18 protein-coding genes and 4 tRNA genes are annotated in these 18,413 nt (G+C 51.2%); 17 read left to right on the top strand and 5 right to left on the bottom strand.

The window, feature by feature from the left end; translation table 11 throughout:
* Positions 1-2: 2 nt before the first annotated feature.
* From FDW92_RS16245 to glmS, 4 genes are read right to left on the bottom strand one after another with little or no spacing between them, the layout of a single operon-like run.
* Complete coding sequence (locus FDW92_RS16245) at positions 3-1,244, bottom strand: methylaspartate ammonia-lyase (protein WP_042309690.1); 1,242 nt, start codon at positions 1,242-1,244, stop codon at positions 3-5.
* Positions 1,244-2,689, bottom strand: a complete 1,446-nt coding sequence (locus FDW92_RS16240; RefSeq protein WP_042309688.1) for a methylaspartate mutase subunit E — start codon at positions 2,687-2,689, stop codon at positions 1,244-1,246. Before FDW92_RS16240 ends, FDW92_RS16245 begins: the two co-directional genes overlap by 1 nt.
* Positions 2,690-2,701: 12 nt before the next feature.
* Entirely contained in the window at positions 2,702-4,096 is a 1,395-nt protein-coding gene (gene glmL, locus FDW92_RS16235; RefSeq protein WP_042309686.1) for a methylaspartate mutase accessory protein GlmL, read from the bottom strand.
* The gene (gene glmS / locus FDW92_RS16230; RefSeq protein WP_038638933.1) at positions 4,096-4,545 is read right to left on the bottom strand and encodes a methylaspartate mutase subunit S; all 450 of its coding nucleotides are present in this window, start codon (positions 4,543-4,545) and stop codon (positions 4,096-4,098) included. The genes glmL and glmS overlap by 1 nt, the downstream gene beginning before the upstream one ends.
* Before the next feature lie 1,219 nt (positions 4,546-5,764).
* On the opposite strand from glmS, the gene cydA reads away from it, so the two are divergent.
* From cydA to pnuC, 17 genes are all read left to right on the top strand, one after another.
* The gene (gene cydA / locus FDW92_RS16225; protein WP_038638936.1) at positions 5,765-7,333 is read left to right on the top strand and encodes a cytochrome ubiquinol oxidase subunit I; all 1,569 of its coding nucleotides are present in this window, start codon (positions 5,765-5,767) and stop codon (positions 7,331-7,333) included.
* A 15-nt stretch (positions 7,334-7,348) separates the two neighbouring features.
* Positions 7,349-8,488: a cytochrome d ubiquinol oxidase subunit II gene (gene cydB, locus FDW92_RS16220; RefSeq protein WP_042309685.1), complete on the top strand. Its 1,140-nt coding sequence runs from the start codon at positions 7,349-7,351 to the stop codon at positions 8,486-8,488.
* Between the two features lie 14 nt (positions 8,489-8,502).
* A complete protein-coding gene (cydX, locus tag FDW92_RS16215) occupies positions 8,503-8,616 on the top strand; it encodes a cytochrome bd-I oxidase subunit CydX (protein ID WP_061381940.1) in 114 nt (37 codons plus the stop codon).
* Between the two features lie 2 nt (positions 8,617-8,618).
* Positions 8,619-8,909: a cyd operon protein YbgE gene (ybgE, locus tag FDW92_RS16210; RefSeq protein WP_167371268.1), complete on the top strand. Its 291-nt coding sequence runs from the start codon at positions 8,619-8,621 to the stop codon at positions 8,907-8,909.
* 275 nt (positions 8,910-9,184) lie between these two features.
* On the top strand, positions 9,185-9,589 hold the full coding sequence (gene ybgC / locus FDW92_RS16205; protein ID WP_003831439.1) for a tol-pal system-associated acyl-CoA thioesterase: 405 nt from the start codon (positions 9,185-9,187) through the stop codon (positions 9,587-9,589).
* Entirely contained in the window at positions 9,586-10,278 is a 693-nt protein-coding gene (tolQ, locus tag FDW92_RS16200) for a Tol-Pal system protein TolQ (protein ID WP_003022976.1), read from the top strand. Before ybgC ends, tolQ begins: the two co-directional genes overlap by 4 nt.
* 3 nt (positions 10,279-10,281) lie before the next feature.
* Entirely contained in the window at positions 10,282-10,710 is a 429-nt protein-coding gene (gene tolR / locus FDW92_RS16195) for a colicin uptake protein TolR (RefSeq protein WP_042309682.1), read from the top strand.
* Between the two features lie 64 nt (positions 10,711-10,774).
* Positions 10,775-12,031 carry a cell envelope integrity protein TolA gene (gene tolA / locus FDW92_RS16190; RefSeq protein ID WP_042309680.1) on the top strand — a complete coding sequence of 419 codons (1,257 nt, stop codon included), beginning with the start codon at positions 10,775-10,777 and terminating at the stop codon, positions 12,029-12,031.
* A gap of 128 nt (positions 12,032-12,159) precedes the next feature.
* On the top strand, positions 12,160-13,452 hold the full coding sequence (gene tolB / locus FDW92_RS16185; RefSeq protein WP_038638949.1) for a Tol-Pal system beta propeller repeat protein TolB: 1,293 nt from the start codon (positions 12,160-12,162) through the stop codon (positions 13,450-13,452).
* Positions 13,453-13,486: 34 nt separating this feature from the next.
* Positions 13,487-14,005, top strand: coding sequence for a peptidoglycan-associated lipoprotein Pal (pal, locus tag FDW92_RS16180; RefSeq protein WP_006685431.1), 519 nt, complete (start codon positions 13,487-13,489; stop codon positions 14,003-14,005).
* A 9-nt stretch (positions 14,006-14,014) separates the two neighbouring features.
* The gene (gene cpoB, locus FDW92_RS16175) at positions 14,015-14,803 is read left to right on the top strand and encodes a cell division protein CpoB (RefSeq protein ID WP_042309678.1); all 789 of its coding nucleotides are present in this window, start codon (positions 14,015-14,017) and stop codon (positions 14,801-14,803) included.
* 165 nt (positions 14,804-14,968) lie between these two features.
* Positions 14,969-15,044: transfer RNA gene (locus FDW92_RS16170), tRNA-Lys, on the top strand.
* Positions 15,045-15,088: 44 nt separating this feature from the next.
* Positions 15,089-15,164, top strand: a tRNA-Lys gene (locus FDW92_RS16165).
* Between the two features lie 44 nt (positions 15,165-15,208).
* A tRNA-Lys gene (locus tag FDW92_RS16160) sits at positions 15,209-15,284 on the top strand.
* Positions 15,285-15,314: 30 nt separating this feature from the next.
* Positions 15,315-15,390 (top strand) — tRNA-Lys (locus FDW92_RS16155).
* A 266-nt stretch (positions 15,391-15,656) separates the two neighbouring features.
* Positions 15,657-16,700 (top strand): quinolinate synthase NadA, encoded by a 1,044-nt coding sequence (gene nadA / locus FDW92_RS16150; RefSeq protein WP_042309677.1) that lies wholly within the window; start codon positions 15,657-15,659, stop codon positions 16,698-16,700.
* 26 nt (positions 16,701-16,726) lie between these two features.
* Positions 16,727-17,446, top strand: coding sequence for a nicotinamide riboside transporter PnuC (pnuC, locus tag FDW92_RS16145; protein WP_042309675.1), 720 nt, complete (start codon positions 16,727-16,729; stop codon positions 17,444-17,446).
* On the opposite strand, the gene zitB is transcribed toward pnuC, so the two are convergent.
* Positions 17,443-18,384 carry a CDF family zinc transporter ZitB gene (gene zitB, locus FDW92_RS16140; RefSeq protein WP_042309673.1) on the bottom strand — a complete coding sequence of 314 codons (942 nt, stop codon included), beginning with the start codon at positions 18,382-18,384 and terminating at the stop codon, positions 17,443-17,445. The two genes, pnuC and zitB, sit on opposite strands and share 4 nt — an antisense overlap.
* Positions 18,385-18,413 lie beyond the last annotated feature (29 nt).

Genomic DNA, 18,413 nt, shown 5'->3' with positions numbered 1-18,413 from the left:
TCTTAATCCTTAGTTTGCAACAACGCGATGGTGCGGTTCATTTCGTTAAACACGATGTTGAGACCTTCATCGAAACCCATACCTGGTTTGACCAGCATGCGCATAGGACGCGCGGCCAGCGCGACGTGTACGCAGGTGCGAGCACTGATTTCCGTTTCGTTACAGGTACCGCCCTGATAGGCTTCCATTGCGTGTTTGTTGCAATACAGCACCGCATCAACGATGTTATGAATACCGCCCAGATCCGGGGTTTTGATCTGCACCATGTGGCAACTGCCCGCGTCGGTGAAGTCCACGATGTCCTGATAGGTGTTACACCACTCATCCGCAACGATTTTCACGCCGGAACCCAGACGGGTCAGCTCTTTGGTAATAGCGGTTAACATGCGGATCTGATCCGGCTTGTTACCGGCATCCACCGGACCTTCAATGTACAGCGGCAGGCCCTGGGCTTCCGCTTCCAGGCTGGCGATATATTCAGCGCAGCGCACCGGATCCATATCGAAGATCAGACCGATAGTGCCATAGACATCAATGTGCAGCGTCGGGTGATAACGCTCGCTGGTGCGCAGGCTTAAGATGCGATTAGACAACCAGCGCACATACTCACGCAGTTTTTCACCTTTAAAGCCCAGCTTCTCTTCCACGTTGTTGATCAGCGCGTGCGGCAGAACGTCCACGCCTTTGAGGATCATCTTGTCGACGGCGATATAACGGTCATCACCGCTCTGACCAAATAATGGAATGGCTTCCGGGACGCATGGCAGTTGCCACTCGTCGCACACCACTTCAGTTTTCAGGCGGCCGGTCGCCAGTGCGGCCGCGTCGAGCAGTGCTTGAGACAGACCATAACGGACCGCGGTATGCAGCAGATGACCATCGATACGCAACTGATCAAAGAAGCGGGCGTTTGGCAGGAAAGCATCCACGTCACGGCCTTCCAGCAACGGCTTGATGTGATCGTTGAGGAAAGGGATAAAGTTTTCAGCCAGGAACAGCGGGTCGCGACCGCCTGCGCCTGAATATTGCACCGCAGCACAATCACCTACCGCCACTGCGCCGTTTTCCAGAACCAACTGCACAGAAACGCATTCACCCGCCTGGCGAACAGAGGTAAAGCCAGGTGTTACCGGGGAGCCGGTATAGATAAACCCATCATGACCGGCGCCGTTTTTGATGGCCTGCTGATCGTCAAAATAAAATGAGGAGTAGCCAGCGGTGAAAAGGGCCTGTTTAATTTTCATTATGGTCTTCCTATTAATTTACTGTGGGATACGGCGTTGATGTCATCAATGACCATCTGGAAAGAAGGTTTACGGCCTTCGAAATGCGCGCGCTCTGCGACGTAGTCGTGGTGCAGGGCGAGAACGTCTTTCGGCAGCGGAACGGCACCGGCTTCGAGAATACGGATGGCTCCTGTGTTATCGCGCACCGGCAGGATCTTCCCGGCGTTACAGGCGGCAGGGGCGAAAGGCACATCCAGCACGCCTGCTTCAAAGGCCAGCACCGTACCGCGCGCAATGTCGCCATTGCCGAGTTCAAAGACTTTTTTCAGCACCGCGCGGACTTCGCTCTTGATCAGCTCGACTTCCTGTTCCACGGCAGCACACTGCGGGAATTTCTGGTCACTGACCATGTTGAGCATCTGGCGTGAGGCTTTAAGTCCCTGGGCGTTCGCTGCCGCAGTTGGGATACCGAACGCTTCGTGCGGGCTTTTGGTGATCACTTTCGTTGCGCCCGACATACCGGCAACCGCTGCGCCCCAGGCGATAACGGAGAAGGCTTTCGCTTCATCTTCCGGGAATCCGCCCATCCACTGGTGGAAAACGGTGCTCAGTTCATAATCGTCGAAGCCGTGGTTATGGAAATATTCGTGGGACAGCTCACGCAGCGCCTGAATAGCGGCAATATCCTGCGTCAGGCTACCGACCTGACCGTAGCCGACGGTGATTGACTTCACGCCCTGTTCCAGCGCCAGCAGACCTTCAATAATCGCTACCGAGTGGGACATAAACGGCGGGATCAGGGTGCCGGTCAGCGGACCAAACGGTTCGCGGTTGATGCGAATGCCGTTCTCTTCGTACAGACCCATCAGGCGATCGCAGTACTGCCAGTCGCGGATGGATTTTTCCAGGGTGACGCGTTTGGCGTAAGGGATGTTGTAAGAGATACCGCCGCCTTCGTAGCTGGTAAAGCCACTGGCCATGGCGATTTCTGCCAGCAGACGCGCATCCGGCGTCCCGTGGCGAACCTGGATCGGTTTTTCCAGCGACTCAGTCATACGGCGGCAGGCAGCAACCCCGTGATTGACGACCGGTAAACCATTCAGCTTGGAAGTCCCCGCTTCGATGGATTTCTGGATCCCGACAGCGGCTTCTTCATAGCGGTTCAGACGGGTATAGGCATCAATAGTGCTTGGCAGAAGATCGCACTCTTCCTGCAACGTTTTGAGCAGTGCAATATGCTCGTCCATTAATGCCACGCCTGCGCGCGGCTGACTCAGGGTTTTACCTTCCTGATCGGCCTTCAGCAGAGCGAGGGAAAAGCGCTTCTTGTCTGGAATTGATTGCTGGTATTTCACGCCATCTTCGAAGTTCTCAACGTCTTTGCCGGTTTCCCAGGTTTGCAACACCTGATGCCTTTCGGTCATGAATTCGTCATGGGTCAATTTTTTATTTCGAAGTTCCATTCGTAGCTGCCTTTAGTTTTGTAGGGTTAAACACTGAATGCTGGTGCGAGCAGCGGCTTGCGGGTACAGCCTGGCGACGTTTGCCAGTAGAGGGAGCAGGCCATTTGAATCGCGGTAATACTCAAACTGATTCGGTAACAGAATTCTTTTACCCTGGTCGTCCAGCTCTCGGTATTTGAGCCAGTTATGGATATCGAACTGGCTGGCGCGAGAGAGCCATCCACCTGAACCGACGACTTTGCGTACGGTGGTGAGATCGCGACCCATCTGTAAATCCACGTTACCCACGCAGGTGCAAACCTGCTTTTTAGTGCCCGCGTGGCGCTCAGCGGCATAGCCCACGCATAAACCTGCCAGCAGAGTGTCGAAATATTTCTCCTCCTCGCTGAGTGGCAGGTAATCCGGCTGCCCAACCAAATGACGCAGGTAGCGGTAAAATGCTTCCTCGCGCTGCGGCTGTTGGGCGAAGATGACTTTCACCATATCCTGCGTGCTTTCTCCCACCACGACGGCGGAAACGCGCATCCCCAGGTCGCCTTCAACAGTACGTTTGACGAAAGGCTCTGGAACACCATGCAGGACGGTATCGGGGGAGAGGGTATTCGCGCTGGCCGAATAGACATCCGTGGTGGCTCCGCCCATATCAATCAGCATGAATTCCTTCCATGCGCTGTCGTAATCGCTAATGGCTTTGACTAACTCATATACCGTCCATGGCGTCGGCATTGGCTCTTCGCCTGTTTCACCGACAATGACGTCCAGACCTTTGCCTTTCACAATGCGCGACAAAAACACATCACAAATCGCCTGGCGCGCGGCAAACGGATTCGGGTGATCGAGATCAGGCAGAATGTTGTCTACCGTGGTCAGATCCTTGTGCCCGAGAATCGTTTGTATTTCGTCCTGAATGTCCCGGTTTCCTGCGTAGATAATGGCGCAATCCAGCTTCGAGTCTGCCAATGCACGCGCATTCGCCAGACCATAGCTTTCTTCTCCACCGTCTGTACCGCCGGTAAATAACAGGATGTCCGGTGGTGATGATTCCAGCTCCTGTATGTCATGACGGTTCAGCTTGTACGAATAATATTGCGCGATTTTCGCTCCTGCCGAATGGGCGGTAACTTTTGCCGATTCCAGCGTAATGGAAGGCACCAGCCCCATCGCTGCAACGGCGAGTCCACCCTTGGCCGAGGAGGAGTATTTCAACTGCACTTCACCACTTTTCAGTAACGGGCGAGCATCGGCAACATTCAGCACCTGATTCAGGCTGGCAAAAAAACCGTCTGCCAGATGATGTGTGGTGGTTGGGGTCAGGACATGGTTTACCAGGGTTAACTCCTCGCCTTCATGGGCGAAGAGGGCTGCCTTGGTCCAGGTCGAGCCGATATCGACAGAAACTGTTTGCATCAGATAGCCTCTTCCAGGCAGCGCTGTTCGAGGCCATTGTGTTGGTGAATATCATTGGCGATAAGCGCGCAGACATCCTCCAGATCGTGGCTGGGGGCGAAGACGCGGTTAAATCCCATCTCTTTAAACTTCACTTCCACATCGGCGAAGTCATGTTTGCCTACAACCAGGTTGCCGCCGACGTACAGCAGAATGTCACCGAGTCCGCGTTCGATGCAGCGTTCACGTAACCCAAGGCAGTCAATGTCACCATGACCGTAGATGGAGGACACCACGATGGCATCGGCGCCTGTTTCAATCGCGGCATCAATATATTCATCCTGGCTCACCATCACCCCGAGGTTGATTACGTGAAAATCATGCGCAGTAAAAACGCGATCCAGAACTTTATTGCCTACTGCATGGCAGTCAGCACCGATGACGCCAATAACAAGTGTAGATTTTTTCATGGGTAATCCTCTGTAGGGCTGATGGTCAATAAGTGAAAATACTTTTCTAATATTCAGAGCTTGTATTGTGACAACCTTTTAATAGGGTTGGAGTTTCTGTGGAAGCGAAAAAGGAAGCAATTGATCTATTTTCAAAATATCCTGATAAAAATGATTGTTATATTTTTTATTGGAAAAATGTGTTTTTAATCATGTGCTTATGTTGTGTTTTCTGTGTTGATTTTAATTTTTTAGAAAATCGAGTAATAAATGACTTGCCATGTTTGTGATCAAAATCTTATTTTGTTGTGCACGCCATTCAGGTCGCGCTTTTAATAATTTCAAAAAATCTCTTCACTAAATAACTTGTGAACCATCTAACGGTTTTTTATTTATTAATCTTATATGTCACAATTATTTCTTTGTTAAATTTAGGATAAAAATGATAATGAATTGTTTTTGTCATATTTAATCTTTGCCACAGAAACGAAGAAGTAGCGTGAACGATAACTTACGGTGATGATAAAAGTGACAGGCGGACTTTCTGCGCCAGAACGTTTAATGCAATGCGTTGGTCAATGGGGCGCGTTTTCGCTTCCAGTTGAGATAGTTACATCTTGGTGTTAATTATAAGTAAAAATAAAATGAATAAATTGTATGAAATAACTATTCCACACCTTGCCAAACAAAAAACTGTGAGCTACCCAGCAATAGTGACTCTTTATCTGCTATCAATTTTGTCTGCCTGAGCGGTTAAAAGACCGTGTAGATTTAAATAAATATTCTATCATTTGTAGTAACGACAAATACTCATTGAAAAACATGTCGTTAACATGATGTTCACTAGTCACTGTAGTGTTAAACACCATTAACAATAAATTTGAAAATTGATTTAAATCAAAGTTTAAAACTTGGAAAACAACACAAAAAGAGGTTAAATTGCCGCAGATCAAATTGGTCTGAGAGTGATAAATTAGCTATAAATTGATCACTATCGAAAAATGCAAATTTGCCTCGATAAAAACCTGTTTATTGTAAGGATTTTACGGCGTAATATAATTGCGGGATCAATTTGAGTGTTTTATTAACATGTTTGTAACCTTTCATCATTGTCGTTTCTTCAAATGAGAAGAATGAACAGCGGCGGAAGGAAGCAGATAAATTTGTATTGGGGCATGCGTGTGACCCTTTCTAACGGGGTTCACTCTCGGAGTCTTCATGCGATGAGCAAGGAGTCATGATGTTAGATATAGTCGAACTGTCGCGCTTACAGTTTGCCTTGACCGCGATGTACCACTTCCTGTTTGTGCCACTGACGCTCGGTATGGCGTTCTTGCTGGCCATTATGGAAACGGTCTACGTCCTTTCCGGCAAACAGATTTATAAAGATATGACCAAGTTCTGGGGCAAGTTGTTTGGTATCAACTTCGCTCTGGGTGTGGCTACCGGTCTGACCATGGAGTTCCAGTTCGGGACTAACTGGTCTTACTATTCCCATTATGTAGGGGATATTTTCGGTGCGCCGCTGGCTATCGAAGGTTTGATGGCCTTCTTCCTCGAATCCACCTTTGTAGGTCTGTTCTTCTTCGGTTGGGATCGTTTGGGTAAAGTCCAGCATATGTGCGTCACCTGGCTGGTGGCACTGGGTTCTAACCTGTCCGCACTGTGGATTCTGGTTGCGAACGGCTGGATGCAAAACCCAATCGCCGCGGATTTCAACTTCGAAACCATGCGTATGGAGATGCTGAGCTTCTCCGAACTGGTGCTCAACCCGGTTGCCCAGGTGAAATTTGTTCACACGGTGGCATCGGGGTATGTCACTGGCGCGATGTTCATTCTTGGCATCAGTGCTTATTACATGCTGAAAGGCCGTGACTTTGCGTTCGCAAAACGCTCCTTCGCGATTGCTGCCAGCTTTGGTATGGCGGCTGTGCTGTCTGTTATCGTGCTGGGTGATGAATCCGGTTACGAAATGGGCGACGTACAGAAAACTAAACTCGCCGCTATTGAAGCTGAGTGGGAAACTCAACCTGCTCCTGCTGCGTTTACCTTGTTCGGTATTCCCGACCAGGATAAACAAGAAAACAAATTTGCGATTCAAATTCCTTATGCGCTGGGCATCATTGCCACCCGCTCTGTTGATACACCGGTCATTGGGCTGAAAGACCTGATGGCGCAGCATGAAGAGCGTATCCGTAACGGGATGAAGGCGTATCAGCTGCTGGAAGAATTGCGTGCGGGGTCAACCGATCAGGCTGTTCGTGACCAGTTCAACAGCATGAAGAAAGATCTGGGTTATGGTCTGCTGCTGAAACGCTATACGGACAACGTCACCGACGCAACCGAAGCGCAAATTCAACAGGCAACGAAAGATTCTATTCCTCGCGTTGCGCCGCTGTATTTCGCTTTCCGTATCATGGTGGCGTGTGGCTTCTTGCTGCTGGCCATTATTGCGCTTTCCTTCTGGAGCGTCATTCGTAACCGCATCGGTGAGAAAAAATGGCTGCTGCGTGCCGCGCTGTACGGTATTCCACTGCCGTGGATTGCTGTAGAAGCAGGTTGGTTTGTCGCCGAATATGGCCGACAACCATGGGCAATCGGCGAAGTATTACCAACGGCGGTGGCAAACTCATCGTTGACAGTAGGCGATCTGCTGTTCTCCATGATCCTGATTTGTGGCCTGTATACCCTGTTCCTGGTGGCAGAATTGTTCTTAATGTTCAAGTTTGCGCGCCTCGGCCCGAGCAGCCTGAAAACCGGTCGCTATCACTTTGAGCAGTCCAATGTGACTTCTCAGCCGGCACGCTAAGACAGGAGTCGTCAAATGATCGATTATGAAGTATTGCGTTTTGTCTGGTGGCTGTTGGTCGGCATTCTGCTGATTGGTTTTGCGGTCACTGATGGCTTCGACATGGGGGTGGGCATGCTCACCCGTTTCCTCGGTCGTAATGATACCGAGCGTCGAATTATGATTAACTCCATCGCTCCGCACTGGGACGGTAACCAGGTTTGGCTCATCACCGCGGGTGGCGCTCTGTTCGCTGCCTGGCCGATGGTGTATGCCGCTGCGTTCTCTGGTTTCTATGTGGCGATGGTTCTGGTACTGGCGTCTTTATTCTTCCGTCCGGTCGGTTTTGATTACCGTTCCAAGATTGAAGACACTCGTTGGCGTAACATGTGGGACTGGGGCATTTTCATTGGTAGCTTTGTTCCGCCGCTGGTAATTGGCGTGGCGTTCGGTAACCTGTTGCAGGGCGTACCGTTCCATATCGATGAGTACCTGCGTCTGTACTACACCGGTAACTTCTTCCAGTTGCTGAATCCGTTTGGTCTGCTGGCAGGTATCGTGAGCGTTGGGATGATCATCACCCAGGGCGCAACCTACCTGCAGATGCGTACGGTTGGTGAACTGCACCTGCGTACGCGTACCACCGCGCAGGTAGCGGCGCTGGTGACTCTGGTCTGCTTCGCGCTGGCCGGCGTGTGGGTGATTTACGGTATTGACGGTTATGTTGTGACCTCTGCAGTGGATCATCATGCCGCCTCTAACCCGCTGACCAAAGAAGTGGCGCGCGTTGCTGGCGCATGGATGGTGAACTTTAATAATGCACCTGTCCTGTGGCTGGTTCCTGCACTGGGCGTGGTTCTGCCACTGTTGACCATCCTGACTTCTCGTATGGAGAAAGGGGCATGGGCGTTCGTCTTCTCCTCACTGACGTTAGCCTGCATCATCCTGACTGCCGGTATCGCAATGTTCCCGTTTGTGATGCCATCCAGCACCATGATGAACGCGAGTCTGACCATGTGGGATGCGACTTCCAGTCAGCTGACGCTGAACGTGATGACCTATGTGGCACTGGTGTTTGTACCGATCATTCTCATCTACACCACCTGGTGTTACTGGAAAATGTTTGGTCGCATCACCAAAGAAGATATTGAACGTAACACCCATTCTCTGTACTAAGTAAGGAGCTAAATATGTGGTATTTCGCATGGATTCTGGGAACGCTTCTTGCCTGTGCATTTGGGATAATCACAGCCCTGGCGCTTGAGCACGTTGAATCAGGCAAAGCCGGACAAGAAGAAAGCTGATGATCAACCTTATCGCGATGGTTTATGCGGTAATGGACAAGCGCCCCTTGCGGGCGCTTTCCTTTGTGCTGGCAATCGTGTTGGCTGGCTGCATATTCTGGGACCCGTCACGTTTCGCGGCCAAAACCAGTGAGCTTGAAATCTGGCATGGTTTTCTGCTGATGTGGGCTGTCTGCACTGGCATCATTCACGGCGTTGGCTTTCGTCCTCGCGCGGTGCACTGGCAGGGCATCTTCTGCCCGCTGATCGCGGATATCGTCCTCATTGTTGGTCTGATTTTCTTCTTCTTTTGAATAAGAAACATCCTTAAATATTTATGGGCTTGCATAAGCCCATAATTTTTTACTCTCCGTTTACTTTCCCCCATTCCAAAGCACCATTCCCGCGCGTATAGTAGCGAAGTTTGAAAGCACTAACCTTTTGTTGCATTACCGGGATGTACAGTGAAGACAGCGCGATATACAACGACATTCTTGATGCATCGCGGCGGCAAAAACGCGAGTCACCAGGCGCTTACCAGGGTAAGCAACGGGTGTGAGTGGACGAAGCCAACAAAGAGGCAGTAAGAATGAATAAGTATATGTTTCGATGGCCGGTTCGTGTCTACTATGAAGACACCGATGCCGGTGGGGTGGTTTACCACGCCAGCTACGTCGCTTTTTATGAAAGGGCACGCACAGAGATGCTGCGTCATCATCACTTCAGTCAGCAGGTGCTGCTGGCAGAACGCGTAGCCTTTGTGGTACGCAAGATGACTCTTGAGTATTTTGCGCCTGCGCGGCTCGACGATATGCTCGAAGTCCAAACCGAAATTACGTCAATGCGTGGCACCTCATTGGTTTTCACGCAACGCATTGTCAACGCAGAGAACACCGTGCTGAATGAAGCCGAAGTTCTGATTGTTTGCGTTGATCCACTCAAAATGAAGCCTCGTGCGCTTCCCAAGTCTATTGTCGCGGAGTTTAAGCAGTGACTGACATGAATATCCTTGATTTGTTCCTGAAGGCAAGCCTTCTGGTTAAACTTATCATGTTGATTTTGATTGGTTTCTCAATCGCATCCTGGGCCATTATTATCCAGCGGACCCGTATTCTGAATGCCGCTTCACGTGAAGCAGAAGCATTTGAAGACAAGTTCTGGTCTGGTATTGAGTTGTCACGCCTGTATCAGGAAAGCCAGGGGCGTCGTGATAATTTGGCAGGGTCGGAACAAATTTTCTATAGCGGATTCAAAGAGTTTGCGCGTTTGCACAGGGCAAATAGCCATGCGCCGGAAGCGGTCGTTGAGGGGGCATCCCGTGCGATGCGAATTTCGATGAACCGTGAACTGGAAACGCTGGAAACGCATATTCCATTCCTCGGCACCGTCGGCTCCATCAGTCCGTATATCGGTCTGTTCGGAACCGTTTGGGGGATCATGCACGCGTTTATCGCGCTGGGCGCGGTAAAACAGGCAACGCTGCAAATGGTCGCACCGGGTATCGCGGAAGCGCTGATTGCAACGGCTATCGGTCTGTTTGCGGCAATCCCTGCGGTTATGGCTTACAACCGACTGAATCAGCGCGTGAACAAGCTGGAACTGAATTACGACAACTTTATGGAAGAGTTCACCGCGATTCTGCACCGCCAGGCGTTTACCGTTAGCGAGAGCAACAAGGGGTAAGCCATGGCCAGAACGCGTGGACGAGGTCGTCGCGAACTTAAGTCCGAAATCAATATTGTACCGCTGCTCGACGTACTGCTGGTGCTGCTGCTGATCTTTATGGCAACCGCGCCGATCATTACCCAGAGCGTGGAAGTCGATCTGCCGGATGCGACCGAATCGCAAGCCGTCAGCAGTAACGACGAACCTCCGGTCATTATTGAAGTTTCCGGCATTGGGCAATACAGCGTGGTGGTTGCAAAAGATCGTATGGATCAACTGCCGCCGGAGCAGGTTATCGCGGAAGCGAAAAGCCGCCTGCAGACCAATCCGAAAACGGTCTTTTTAATCGGTGGTGCGAAAGACGTGCCTTATGATGAAATAATTAAAGCGCTGAACTTGTTACACAGTGCAGGCGTAAAATCGGTTGGCTTGATGACGCAGCCAATCTGATGTCTGCGTATTGCTGGCTTGAAAGATAGCGCGTAACAGGCGAACAGTTTTTTGGGAACCGAGAGTGTCAAAGGCAACCGAACAAAACGACAAGCTCAAAAGGGCGATAATTATTTCAGCGGTGCTGCATGTCATTTTATTTGCAGCGCTGATCTGGAGTTCGTTCGATGAGCACATTGATGCTTCAGCCGGCGGCGGTGGCGGTTCGTCCATCGACGCCGTTATGGTTGATCCTGGTGCCGTTGTGCAACAGTACGACAGGCAGCAGCAACAGCAGGCAAGTGCGAAACGTGCAGAAGAGCAGCGTGAAAAACAGGCGCAGCAGCAAGCTGAGGAACTTCGCGAGAAGCAGGCGGCTGAGCAAGAGCGACTGAAGCAGCTGGAAAAAGAACGTTTAGCCGCGCAGGAAAAAGTGCGCGAACAGGCGGAACAGCAGAAACAGGCTGAAGCTGCCGCCGCGAAAGCGCAAGAGCAACAGAAACAGGCTGAAGAAGCTGCGGCGAAGGCTGCTGCAGACGCGAAGGCCAAGGCGGATGCACAGGCGAAACAAGCGGCAGATGCCGCGAAGAAAGCCGCTGCGGACGCACAGAAAAAAGCTGAGGCTGAAGCCGCTAAAGCCGCCGCTGATGCGAAGAAAGTTGCCGAAGCACAAGCCGCTAAGGCTGCCGCAGACGCCGCGAAGAAAGCCCAGGCTGAAGCTGCTAAGCAAGCTGCAGCAGAAAAAGCTGCCGCCGAAAAAGCAGAAAAAGCCGCTGCCGCAAAAGCTGCTGCCGCTGAAAAAGCGGCGGCTGAAAAGAAAGCCGCTGCGGAAAAAGCCGCTGCAGACAAGAAAGCTGCCGCTGATAAAGCTGCTGCTGACAAGAAAGCTGCGGCAGATAAAGCCGCTGCTGCGAAAAAAGCGGCTGCTGAGAAGGCCGCTGCGGCCTCTGGCGTTGACGACTTGTTGGGTGACTTAAGCTCCGGTAAGAATGCGCCGAAATCAGGTGGTGGAGCGAAAGGAAGCGGTCAACCGGCGAAAGATAGTGGTACAAGTGGTGCAAATGGCGGCGCATCTGGCGCTGATATCAGTGCTTACGCCTCTCAAATTCGTAATGCGATCCAGAGCCGTCTGTATGGTGCTGATTTGTACGCGGGTAAATCTTGCGTACTACATATTAAGTTAGCACCCGATGGTCTGTTACTGGATGTGACCGAAGAGGGCGGCGATCCGGCATTGTGCCAGGCCGCGTTGACGGCTGCGAAAACAGCCAGAATTCCTAAACCGCCTAGCCAGGCTGTTTATGAAAAAGTAAAAGATGCCAAACTGGACTTTAAACTGTAATAACAACCCCTGAGAAATCGGGGGAAACAGTCTAAGGTTGAGACAGAGTTCTGGTAGTTTTGTGTATTTGAGTTTGTTAACATTCTGCTAAATTATCGTGGGCGTTCCGTCCAGATAAGGGAGATATGATGAAGCAGGCATTACGAGTAGCATTTGGTTTTCTGATGCTGTGGGCAGCAGTGCTGCATGCAGAAGTACGTATCGAGATCACCCAGGGGGTGGACTCGGCACGCCCGATTGGCGTTGTCCCATTCCAGTGGGCAGGGCCGGGTGCTGCACCTGAAGATATCGGTGGTATCGTAGGTGCTGACCTGCGTAACAGCGGTAAATTTAACCCATTAGATCGTTCTCGTCTGCCGCAGCAGCCGGGTACCGCGGCGGAAGTTCAACCTGCTGCATGGTCTGCGCTGGGTATTGATGCCGTCGTGGTCGGGCAGGTAACGCCGAATCCGGATGGCTCCTACAGCGTGGCTTATCAACTGGTTGATACCGGCGGCGCGCCGGGTACCGTACTGGCGCAGAACACCTATAAAGTGAACAAGCAATGGCTGCGTTACGCGGGCCATACTGCCAGTGACGAAGTATTTGAAAAACTGACCGGTATTAAGGGCGCATTCCGTACCCGTATCGCGTATGTTGTTCAGACCAACGGTGGTCAGTTCCCGTACGAATTACGCGTGTCCGACTACGATGGTTACAACCAGTTCGTGGTTCACCGTTCTCCGCAGCCGCTGATGTCTCCGGCGTGGTCTCCGGACGGTTCAAAACTGGCTTACGTAACCTTCGAAAGCGGTCGTTCTGCGCTGGTTATTCAGACGTTGTCTAACGGCGCTGTTCGTCAGGTCGCTTCTTTCCCGCGTCACAACGGCGCACCGGCGTTTTCTCCGGATGGCAGCAAACTGGCGTTTGCCCTGTCTAAAACCGGTAGCCTGAACCTGTATGTCATGGACATTGGTTCTGGTCAAATCCGTCAGGTGACGGATGGTCGCAGCAACAACACGGAACCAACCTGGTTCCCGGACAGCCAGAATCTGGCCTTTACGTCTGACCAGGCCGGTCGTCCGCAGGTATACAAAGTTAACGTCAACGGCGGTGCTCCGCAGCGTATTACCTGGGAAGGTTCGCAAAACCAGGATGCGGATGTGAGCAGCGACGGTAAATTTATGGTAATGGTAAGCTCGGCTAACGGTCAGCAACACATTGCCAAACAAGATCTGGTAGCGGGTGGCGTACAAGTTCTGTCGTCAACGTTCCTGGACGAAACGCCAAGTCTGGCACCTAACGGCACTATGGTAATCTACAGCTCTTCTCAGGGGATGGGATCCGTGCTGAATTTGGTTTCTACAGATGGGCGTTTCAAAGCGCGTCTTCCGGCAACTGATGGTCAGGTTAAATTCCCTGCCTGGTCGCCGTATCTGTGATAATAAATAATTGATTAATAAAGGAATCATTGAAATGCAACTGAACAAAGTGCTGAAAGGGCTGATGATTGCTCTGCCTGTTATGGCTATTGCGGCGTGTTCTTCTAACAAGAACGCCAGCAATGACGGCAGCGAAGGCATGCTGGGTGCCGGCACTGGTATGGATGCAAACGGCAGCGGCAACATGTCTTCTGAAGAGCAAGCGCGTCTTCAGATGCAGCAGCTGCAGCAGAACAACATCGTTTACTTCGATCTGGACAAGTACGATATCCGTTCTGACTTCGCTGCAATGCTGGATGCGCACGCTAACTTCCTGCGTAGCAACCCGTCTTACAAAGTCACCGTAGAAGGTCATGCGGACGAACGTGGTACTCCTGAGTACAACATTTCCCTGGGTGAGCGTCGTGCAAACGCCGTTAAGATGTACCTGCAGGGTAAAGGCGTTTCTGCTGACCAGATCTCCATCGTTTCTTACGGTAAAGAAAAACCTGCAGTACTGGGTCATGACGAAGCGGCTTACTCCAAAAACCGTCGTGCCGTACTGGTTTACTAAGAGAATTGCATGAGCAGTAACTTCAGACATCATCTGTTGAGTCTGTCGTTACTGGTTGGCATAGCGGCCCCCTGGGCCGCTTTTGCACAGGCGCCAATCAGTAGTGTCGGCTCAGGCTCGGTCGAAGACCGTGTCACTCAACTCGAGCGTATTTCTAACGCTCACAGTCAGCTTTTAACCCAACTCCAGCAACAACTCTCCGATAATCAGTCCGATATTGACTCTCTGCGTGGTCAAATTCAGGAAAATCAGTATCAACTGAATCAGGTTGTTGAACGTCAGAAACAGATATTGCTGCAGATGAATAATCTTGGCAGCGGTAGCGCGCCTGCGGCGCAGTCTGCGGGTGGGGATCAGAGCGGGTCGGTGGCCCCTGCGCCTGATGCGGGGGCTGCGGCAACGTCAGGGGCTCCGGCACAAACTGGCGATGCGAATACCGATTACAATGCAGCAATCGCCCTGGTACAGGATAAATCCCGTCAGGATGACGCGATTGAAGCATTTCAGAACTTCATCAAAAAGTACCCGGACTCTACTTACCTGCCAAATGCCAATTATTGGCTGGGTCAGTTGAATTACAACAAGGGTAAAAAAGATGATGCCGCGTTCTATTTCGCTTCGGTAGTTAAAAACTTCCCAAAATCACCTAAGGCTGCAGACGCGATGTATAAAGTCGGCGTCATCATGCAGGACAAGGGCGACACAGCAAAAGCTAAAGCGGTTTATCAGCAGGTTATCACTAAATATCCTGGCACTGATGGCGCGAAACAAGCGCAAAAACGCCTTAACGCGATGTAATGACCACCATGCGACCAGAAATCGTGTTATTTCTGGTCGCGTCGTGTGATTCCTAAGCAGTTGAGTTATTTACCTCGAAATTTTTGTTGCGCTAAAATCTGAAATCAGTAATATATGCCGCCGTTGCCAAGGGATATCAAACAGCCTGAAAGCGGCGAAAAAAGTGGGTCGTTAGCTCAGTTGGTAGAGCAGTTGACTTTTAATCAATTGGTCGCAGGTTCGAATCCTGCACGCCCCACCAATTCTTGGTGGTTCCGAGTAAAAATTTGTCAGTGACATCCGAGCGGGTCGTTAGCTCAGTTGGTAGAGCAGTTGACTTTTAATCAATTGGTCGCAGGTTCGAATCCTGCACGCCCCACCAATTCTTGGTGGTTCCGAGTAAAAATTTGTCAGTGACATCCGAGCGGGTCGTTAGCTCAGTTGGTAGAGCAGTTGACTTTTAATCAATTGGTCGCAGGTTCGAATCCTGCACGACCCACCATCCTGAATCATTGAAGCAGTACCCCATATGGGGGCGTTAGCTCAGTTGGTAGAGCAGTTGACTTTTAATCAATTGGTCGCAGGTTCGAATCCTGCACGCCCCACCAGTGTAAAAAGGCGCCCTAAAGGCGCCTTTTTGCTATCTGCGATATGGAAGATTTGCCTGATGCGTTTCGCTTATCAGGCCTACGGGTGCCAAATGTAGGCCGGATAAGACGCCAGTCGCCATCCGGCACTCATCACACGCAATTATTGTGACTTTTCTACGCTAATCCGCTATCTTGTTTAGCATATAAAACAAATCGAACCGAATATGGCGTGCGTCACGCTTTTAATCGGTTATTTCGTTAAGCTAGTAAAACGAGAAAGCAAGATGAGCGTGATGTTTGATCCTGAAGCAGCAATTTATCCGTTCCCGCCGAAGCCAGCACCGCTGAGTGCGGACGAAAAACAATTTTACCGTAAAAAAATCAAGCGCCTGCTGAAAGAGCGAGATGCTGTTATGGTCGCGCACTATTACACCGATCCTGAAATCCAACAGTTGGCCGAAGAGACCGGCGGCTGTATTTCTGATTCTCTGGAGATGGCGCGGTTTGGCTCAAAACATCCCGCTTCTACGCTGTTGGTTGCGGGCGTGAGGTTTATGGGAGAGACCGCCAAAATTCTCAGCCCGGAAAAGACCATCCTGATGCCGACCCTGCAGGCGGAATGTTCATTAGATCTGGGTTGTCCAATTGATGCGTTCAGCGCATTTTGCGACGCGCATCCGGATCGCACCGTGGTGGTTTACGCCAATACCTCAGCGGCAGTTAAAGCGCGTGCCGACTGGGTTGTGACCTCCAGTATTGCGGTTGAACTTATTGAGCATCTTGATAGTTTAGGTGAAAAAATCATCTGGGCCCCGGACAGACATCTGGGCAACTACGTGCAAAAACAGACCGGCGCAGATGTGCTCTGTTGGCAGGGGGCCTGTATTGTCCACGATGAATTCAAAACCCAGGCATTAACGCGTATGAAGGGACTTTACCCCGATGCCGCCGTGCTGGTACACCCGGAGTCACCTCAGTCCATCGTTGATATGGCTGATGCGGTCGGGTCAACCAGTCAGTTAATCAACGCAGCTAAATCGTTACCGCACCAGCAACTGATAGTGGCGACAGACCGGGGTATTTTTTACAAAATGCAGCAAGCGGTTCCGGATAAAGAGTTGCTTGAAGCGCCAACGGCTGGCGAAGGGGCAACCTGTCGCAGTTGCGCGCATTGTCCGTGGATGGCGATGAACGGCCTCAAGGCGATTGCTGAGGGTCTGGAGCAAGGGGGGACTGCTCACGAGATACATGTAGATGCAGCGTTGCGAGAAGGTGCATTGCTGCCGTTAAACCGCATGTTGGAATTTGCGGCTACACTTCGGGCTTAAGTAATTTATTTGCTCTGGGGGAAAAGATGGACTTTTTTAGCACGCAGAACATTCTGGTACATATTCCGATCGGTGCGGGCGGTTACGATCTGTCGTGGATCGAAGCCGTGGGGACGATCGCCGGGTTATTGTGTATTGGCCTTGCGAGCCTTGAGAAAATCAGTAATTACTTCTTCGGACTGATAAACGTCACGCTGTTTGCGATTATTTTCTTTCAGATCCAGCTCTATGCTAGCCTGTTGCTGCAGGTTTTCTTTTTTGCCGCGAATATCTACGGCTGGTATGCCTGGTCCCGGCAAACCAGCCAGCATGAGGCAGAGCTGAAAATACGCTGGTTGCCGTTACCGAAAGCGATCGGTTGGCTGGCTGCTTGCGTGGTGGCGATTGGCCTGATGTCGGTCTATATCGATCCGGTGTTTGCTTTTTTGACACGTGTTGCCGTGAATATTATGCAGGGGCTGGGATTACAGGTGGCGGCTCCTGAGTTGCAACCCGATGCATTCCCGTTCTGGGATTCCTGCATGATGGTGTTGTCGATTGTGGCGATGATCCTGATGACGCGCAAATACGTTGAAAACTGGCTGTTGTGGGTGATCATTAACGTCATTAGCGTAGTGATCTTTGCTCTGCAAGGCGTATATGCCATGTCACTGGAATATATGATCCTGACGGTTATCGCCCTGAACGGCAGCAGGATGTGGATTAACAGCGCGCGTGAACGTGGTTCCCACGCGCTGTCCCATTAATGGTGATGATGTGCATGGCCGGACACGCCCTGATACAGGTGGCAGTCCGGCCCATTGCATGGCTGATATTCCATCTGGATCGTGGCGTGTTCAATCTGGTAGTGATGAATCAGGAAATGTTGAATACGCTCCAGCAGGGCGTCGTGATCGTGCGGCGGGACTACCTGCACATGCAGCGTCATGACCGGTTTTTCACCTACCATCCAGACGTGTACATGATGCACATTGCGAACTTCGGGGATATCCCGGCTGAGATGGCGCTGCAATGCGGCAATATCCAATGTAAGCGGAGCGCCTTCCAGTAATTCATTTACGCTATCTTTTAACAACCGCCAGGCGCTACGCAGTACCAACACGGAAACCAGAATCGAGAGAATCGGGTCCGCTGGCGTCCAGCCTGTCCAGATGATAATCAGCGCAGCGATGATTGCCCCAACCGAGCCGAGCAAATCGCCCATTACGTGTAGTGCTGCGGCGCGGACGTTAAGGTTTTTCTCTTCACTTCCGCGATGTAAAACCCAAAAAGCGAGCACGTTCGCCAGTAAGCCCGCGACAGCAATGATCATCATCATGCCGCCCGCTACGGGACGTGGCGTATGAAAGCGCTCAATCGCCTCCCAGACGATTAAAATGGTGATCACAACCAATGCGATAGCGTTAACAAACGCGGCTAATGTTGTGAGTCTCAACCAGCCGAAAGTGTGCCGTATAGTGGGCGGGCGTCTGGAAAACTGGACCGCCAACAGCGCAAATAGAAGCGCGGCGGCATCTGTGAGCATATGTCCGGCATCGGCCAGTAATGCCAGCGAGCCTGAAAGTACCCCACCCACCACTTCAACCAGCATAAATCCGGCTGTGATGCAGAATGCGAAAAGCAGTCTGCGGGCATTATTGTCCTTAGGTTGCTCAGGAGAAGTATGAGTATGTGAGTGCGCCATTATGCCATCCCTTTGTTATTCTCACCTTT

Source organism: Citrobacter sp. wls706, from assembly GCF_005281305.1.
GTDB lineage: Bacteria > Pseudomonadota > Gammaproteobacteria > Enterobacterales > Enterobacteriaceae > Citrobacter > Citrobacter werkmanii.
The sequence above is the reverse complement of the archived record's forward strand: the minus strand, read 5'-3'. Positions and strand labels throughout refer to the sequence as shown.

What these genes read in the sequence shown, in the direction of transcription:
- FDW92_RS16245 (WP_042309690.1), bottom strand. Translation starts at nt 1,244, where the DNA reads ATGAAAATTAAACAGGCCCTTTTCACCGCTGGCTACTCCTCATTTTAT.
- FDW92_RS16240 (WP_042309688.1), bottom strand. Translation starts at nt 2,689, where the DNA reads ATGGAACTTCGAAATAAAAAATTGACCCATGACGAATTCATGACCGAA.
- glmL (WP_042309686.1), bottom strand. Translation starts at nt 4,096, where the DNA reads ATGCAAACAGTTTCTGTCGATATCGGCTCGACCTGGACCAAGGCAGCC.
- glmS (WP_038638933.1), bottom strand. Translation starts at nt 4,545, where the DNA reads ATGAAAAAATCTACACTTGTTATTGGCGTCATCGGTGCTGACTGCCAT.
- cydA (WP_038638936.1), top strand. Translation starts at nt 5,765, where the DNA reads ATGTTAGATATAGTCGAACTGTCGCGCTTACAGTTTGCCTTGACCGCG.
- cydB (WP_042309685.1), top strand. Translation starts at nt 7,349, where the DNA reads ATGATCGATTATGAAGTATTGCGTTTTGTCTGGTGGCTGTTGGTCGGC.
- cydX (WP_061381940.1), top strand. Translation starts at nt 8,503, where the DNA reads ATGTGGTATTTCGCATGGATTCTGGGAACGCTTCTTGCCTGTGCATTT.
- ybgC (WP_003831439.1), top strand. Translation starts at nt 9,185, where the DNA reads ATGAATAAGTATATGTTTCGATGGCCGGTTCGTGTCTACTATGAAGAC.
- tolR (WP_042309682.1), top strand. Translation starts at nt 10,282, where the DNA reads ATGGCCAGAACGCGTGGACGAGGTCGTCGCGAACTTAAGTCCGAAATC.
- tolB (WP_038638949.1), top strand. Translation starts at nt 12,160, where the DNA reads ATGAAGCAGGCATTACGAGTAGCATTTGGTTTTCTGATGCTGTGGGCA.
- pal (WP_006685431.1), top strand. Translation starts at nt 13,487, where the DNA reads ATGCAACTGAACAAAGTGCTGAAAGGGCTGATGATTGCTCTGCCTGTT.
- cpoB (WP_042309678.1), top strand. Translation starts at nt 14,015, where the DNA reads ATGAGCAGTAACTTCAGACATCATCTGTTGAGTCTGTCGTTACTGGTT.
- nadA (WP_042309677.1), top strand. Translation starts at nt 15,657, where the DNA reads ATGAGCGTGATGTTTGATCCTGAAGCAGCAATTTATCCGTTCCCGCCG.
- pnuC (WP_042309675.1), top strand. Translation starts at nt 16,727, where the DNA reads ATGGACTTTTTTAGCACGCAGAACATTCTGGTACATATTCCGATCGGT.
- zitB (WP_042309673.1), bottom strand. Translation starts at nt 18,384, where the DNA reads ATGGCGCACTCACATACTCATACTTCTCCTGAGCAACCTAAGGACAAT.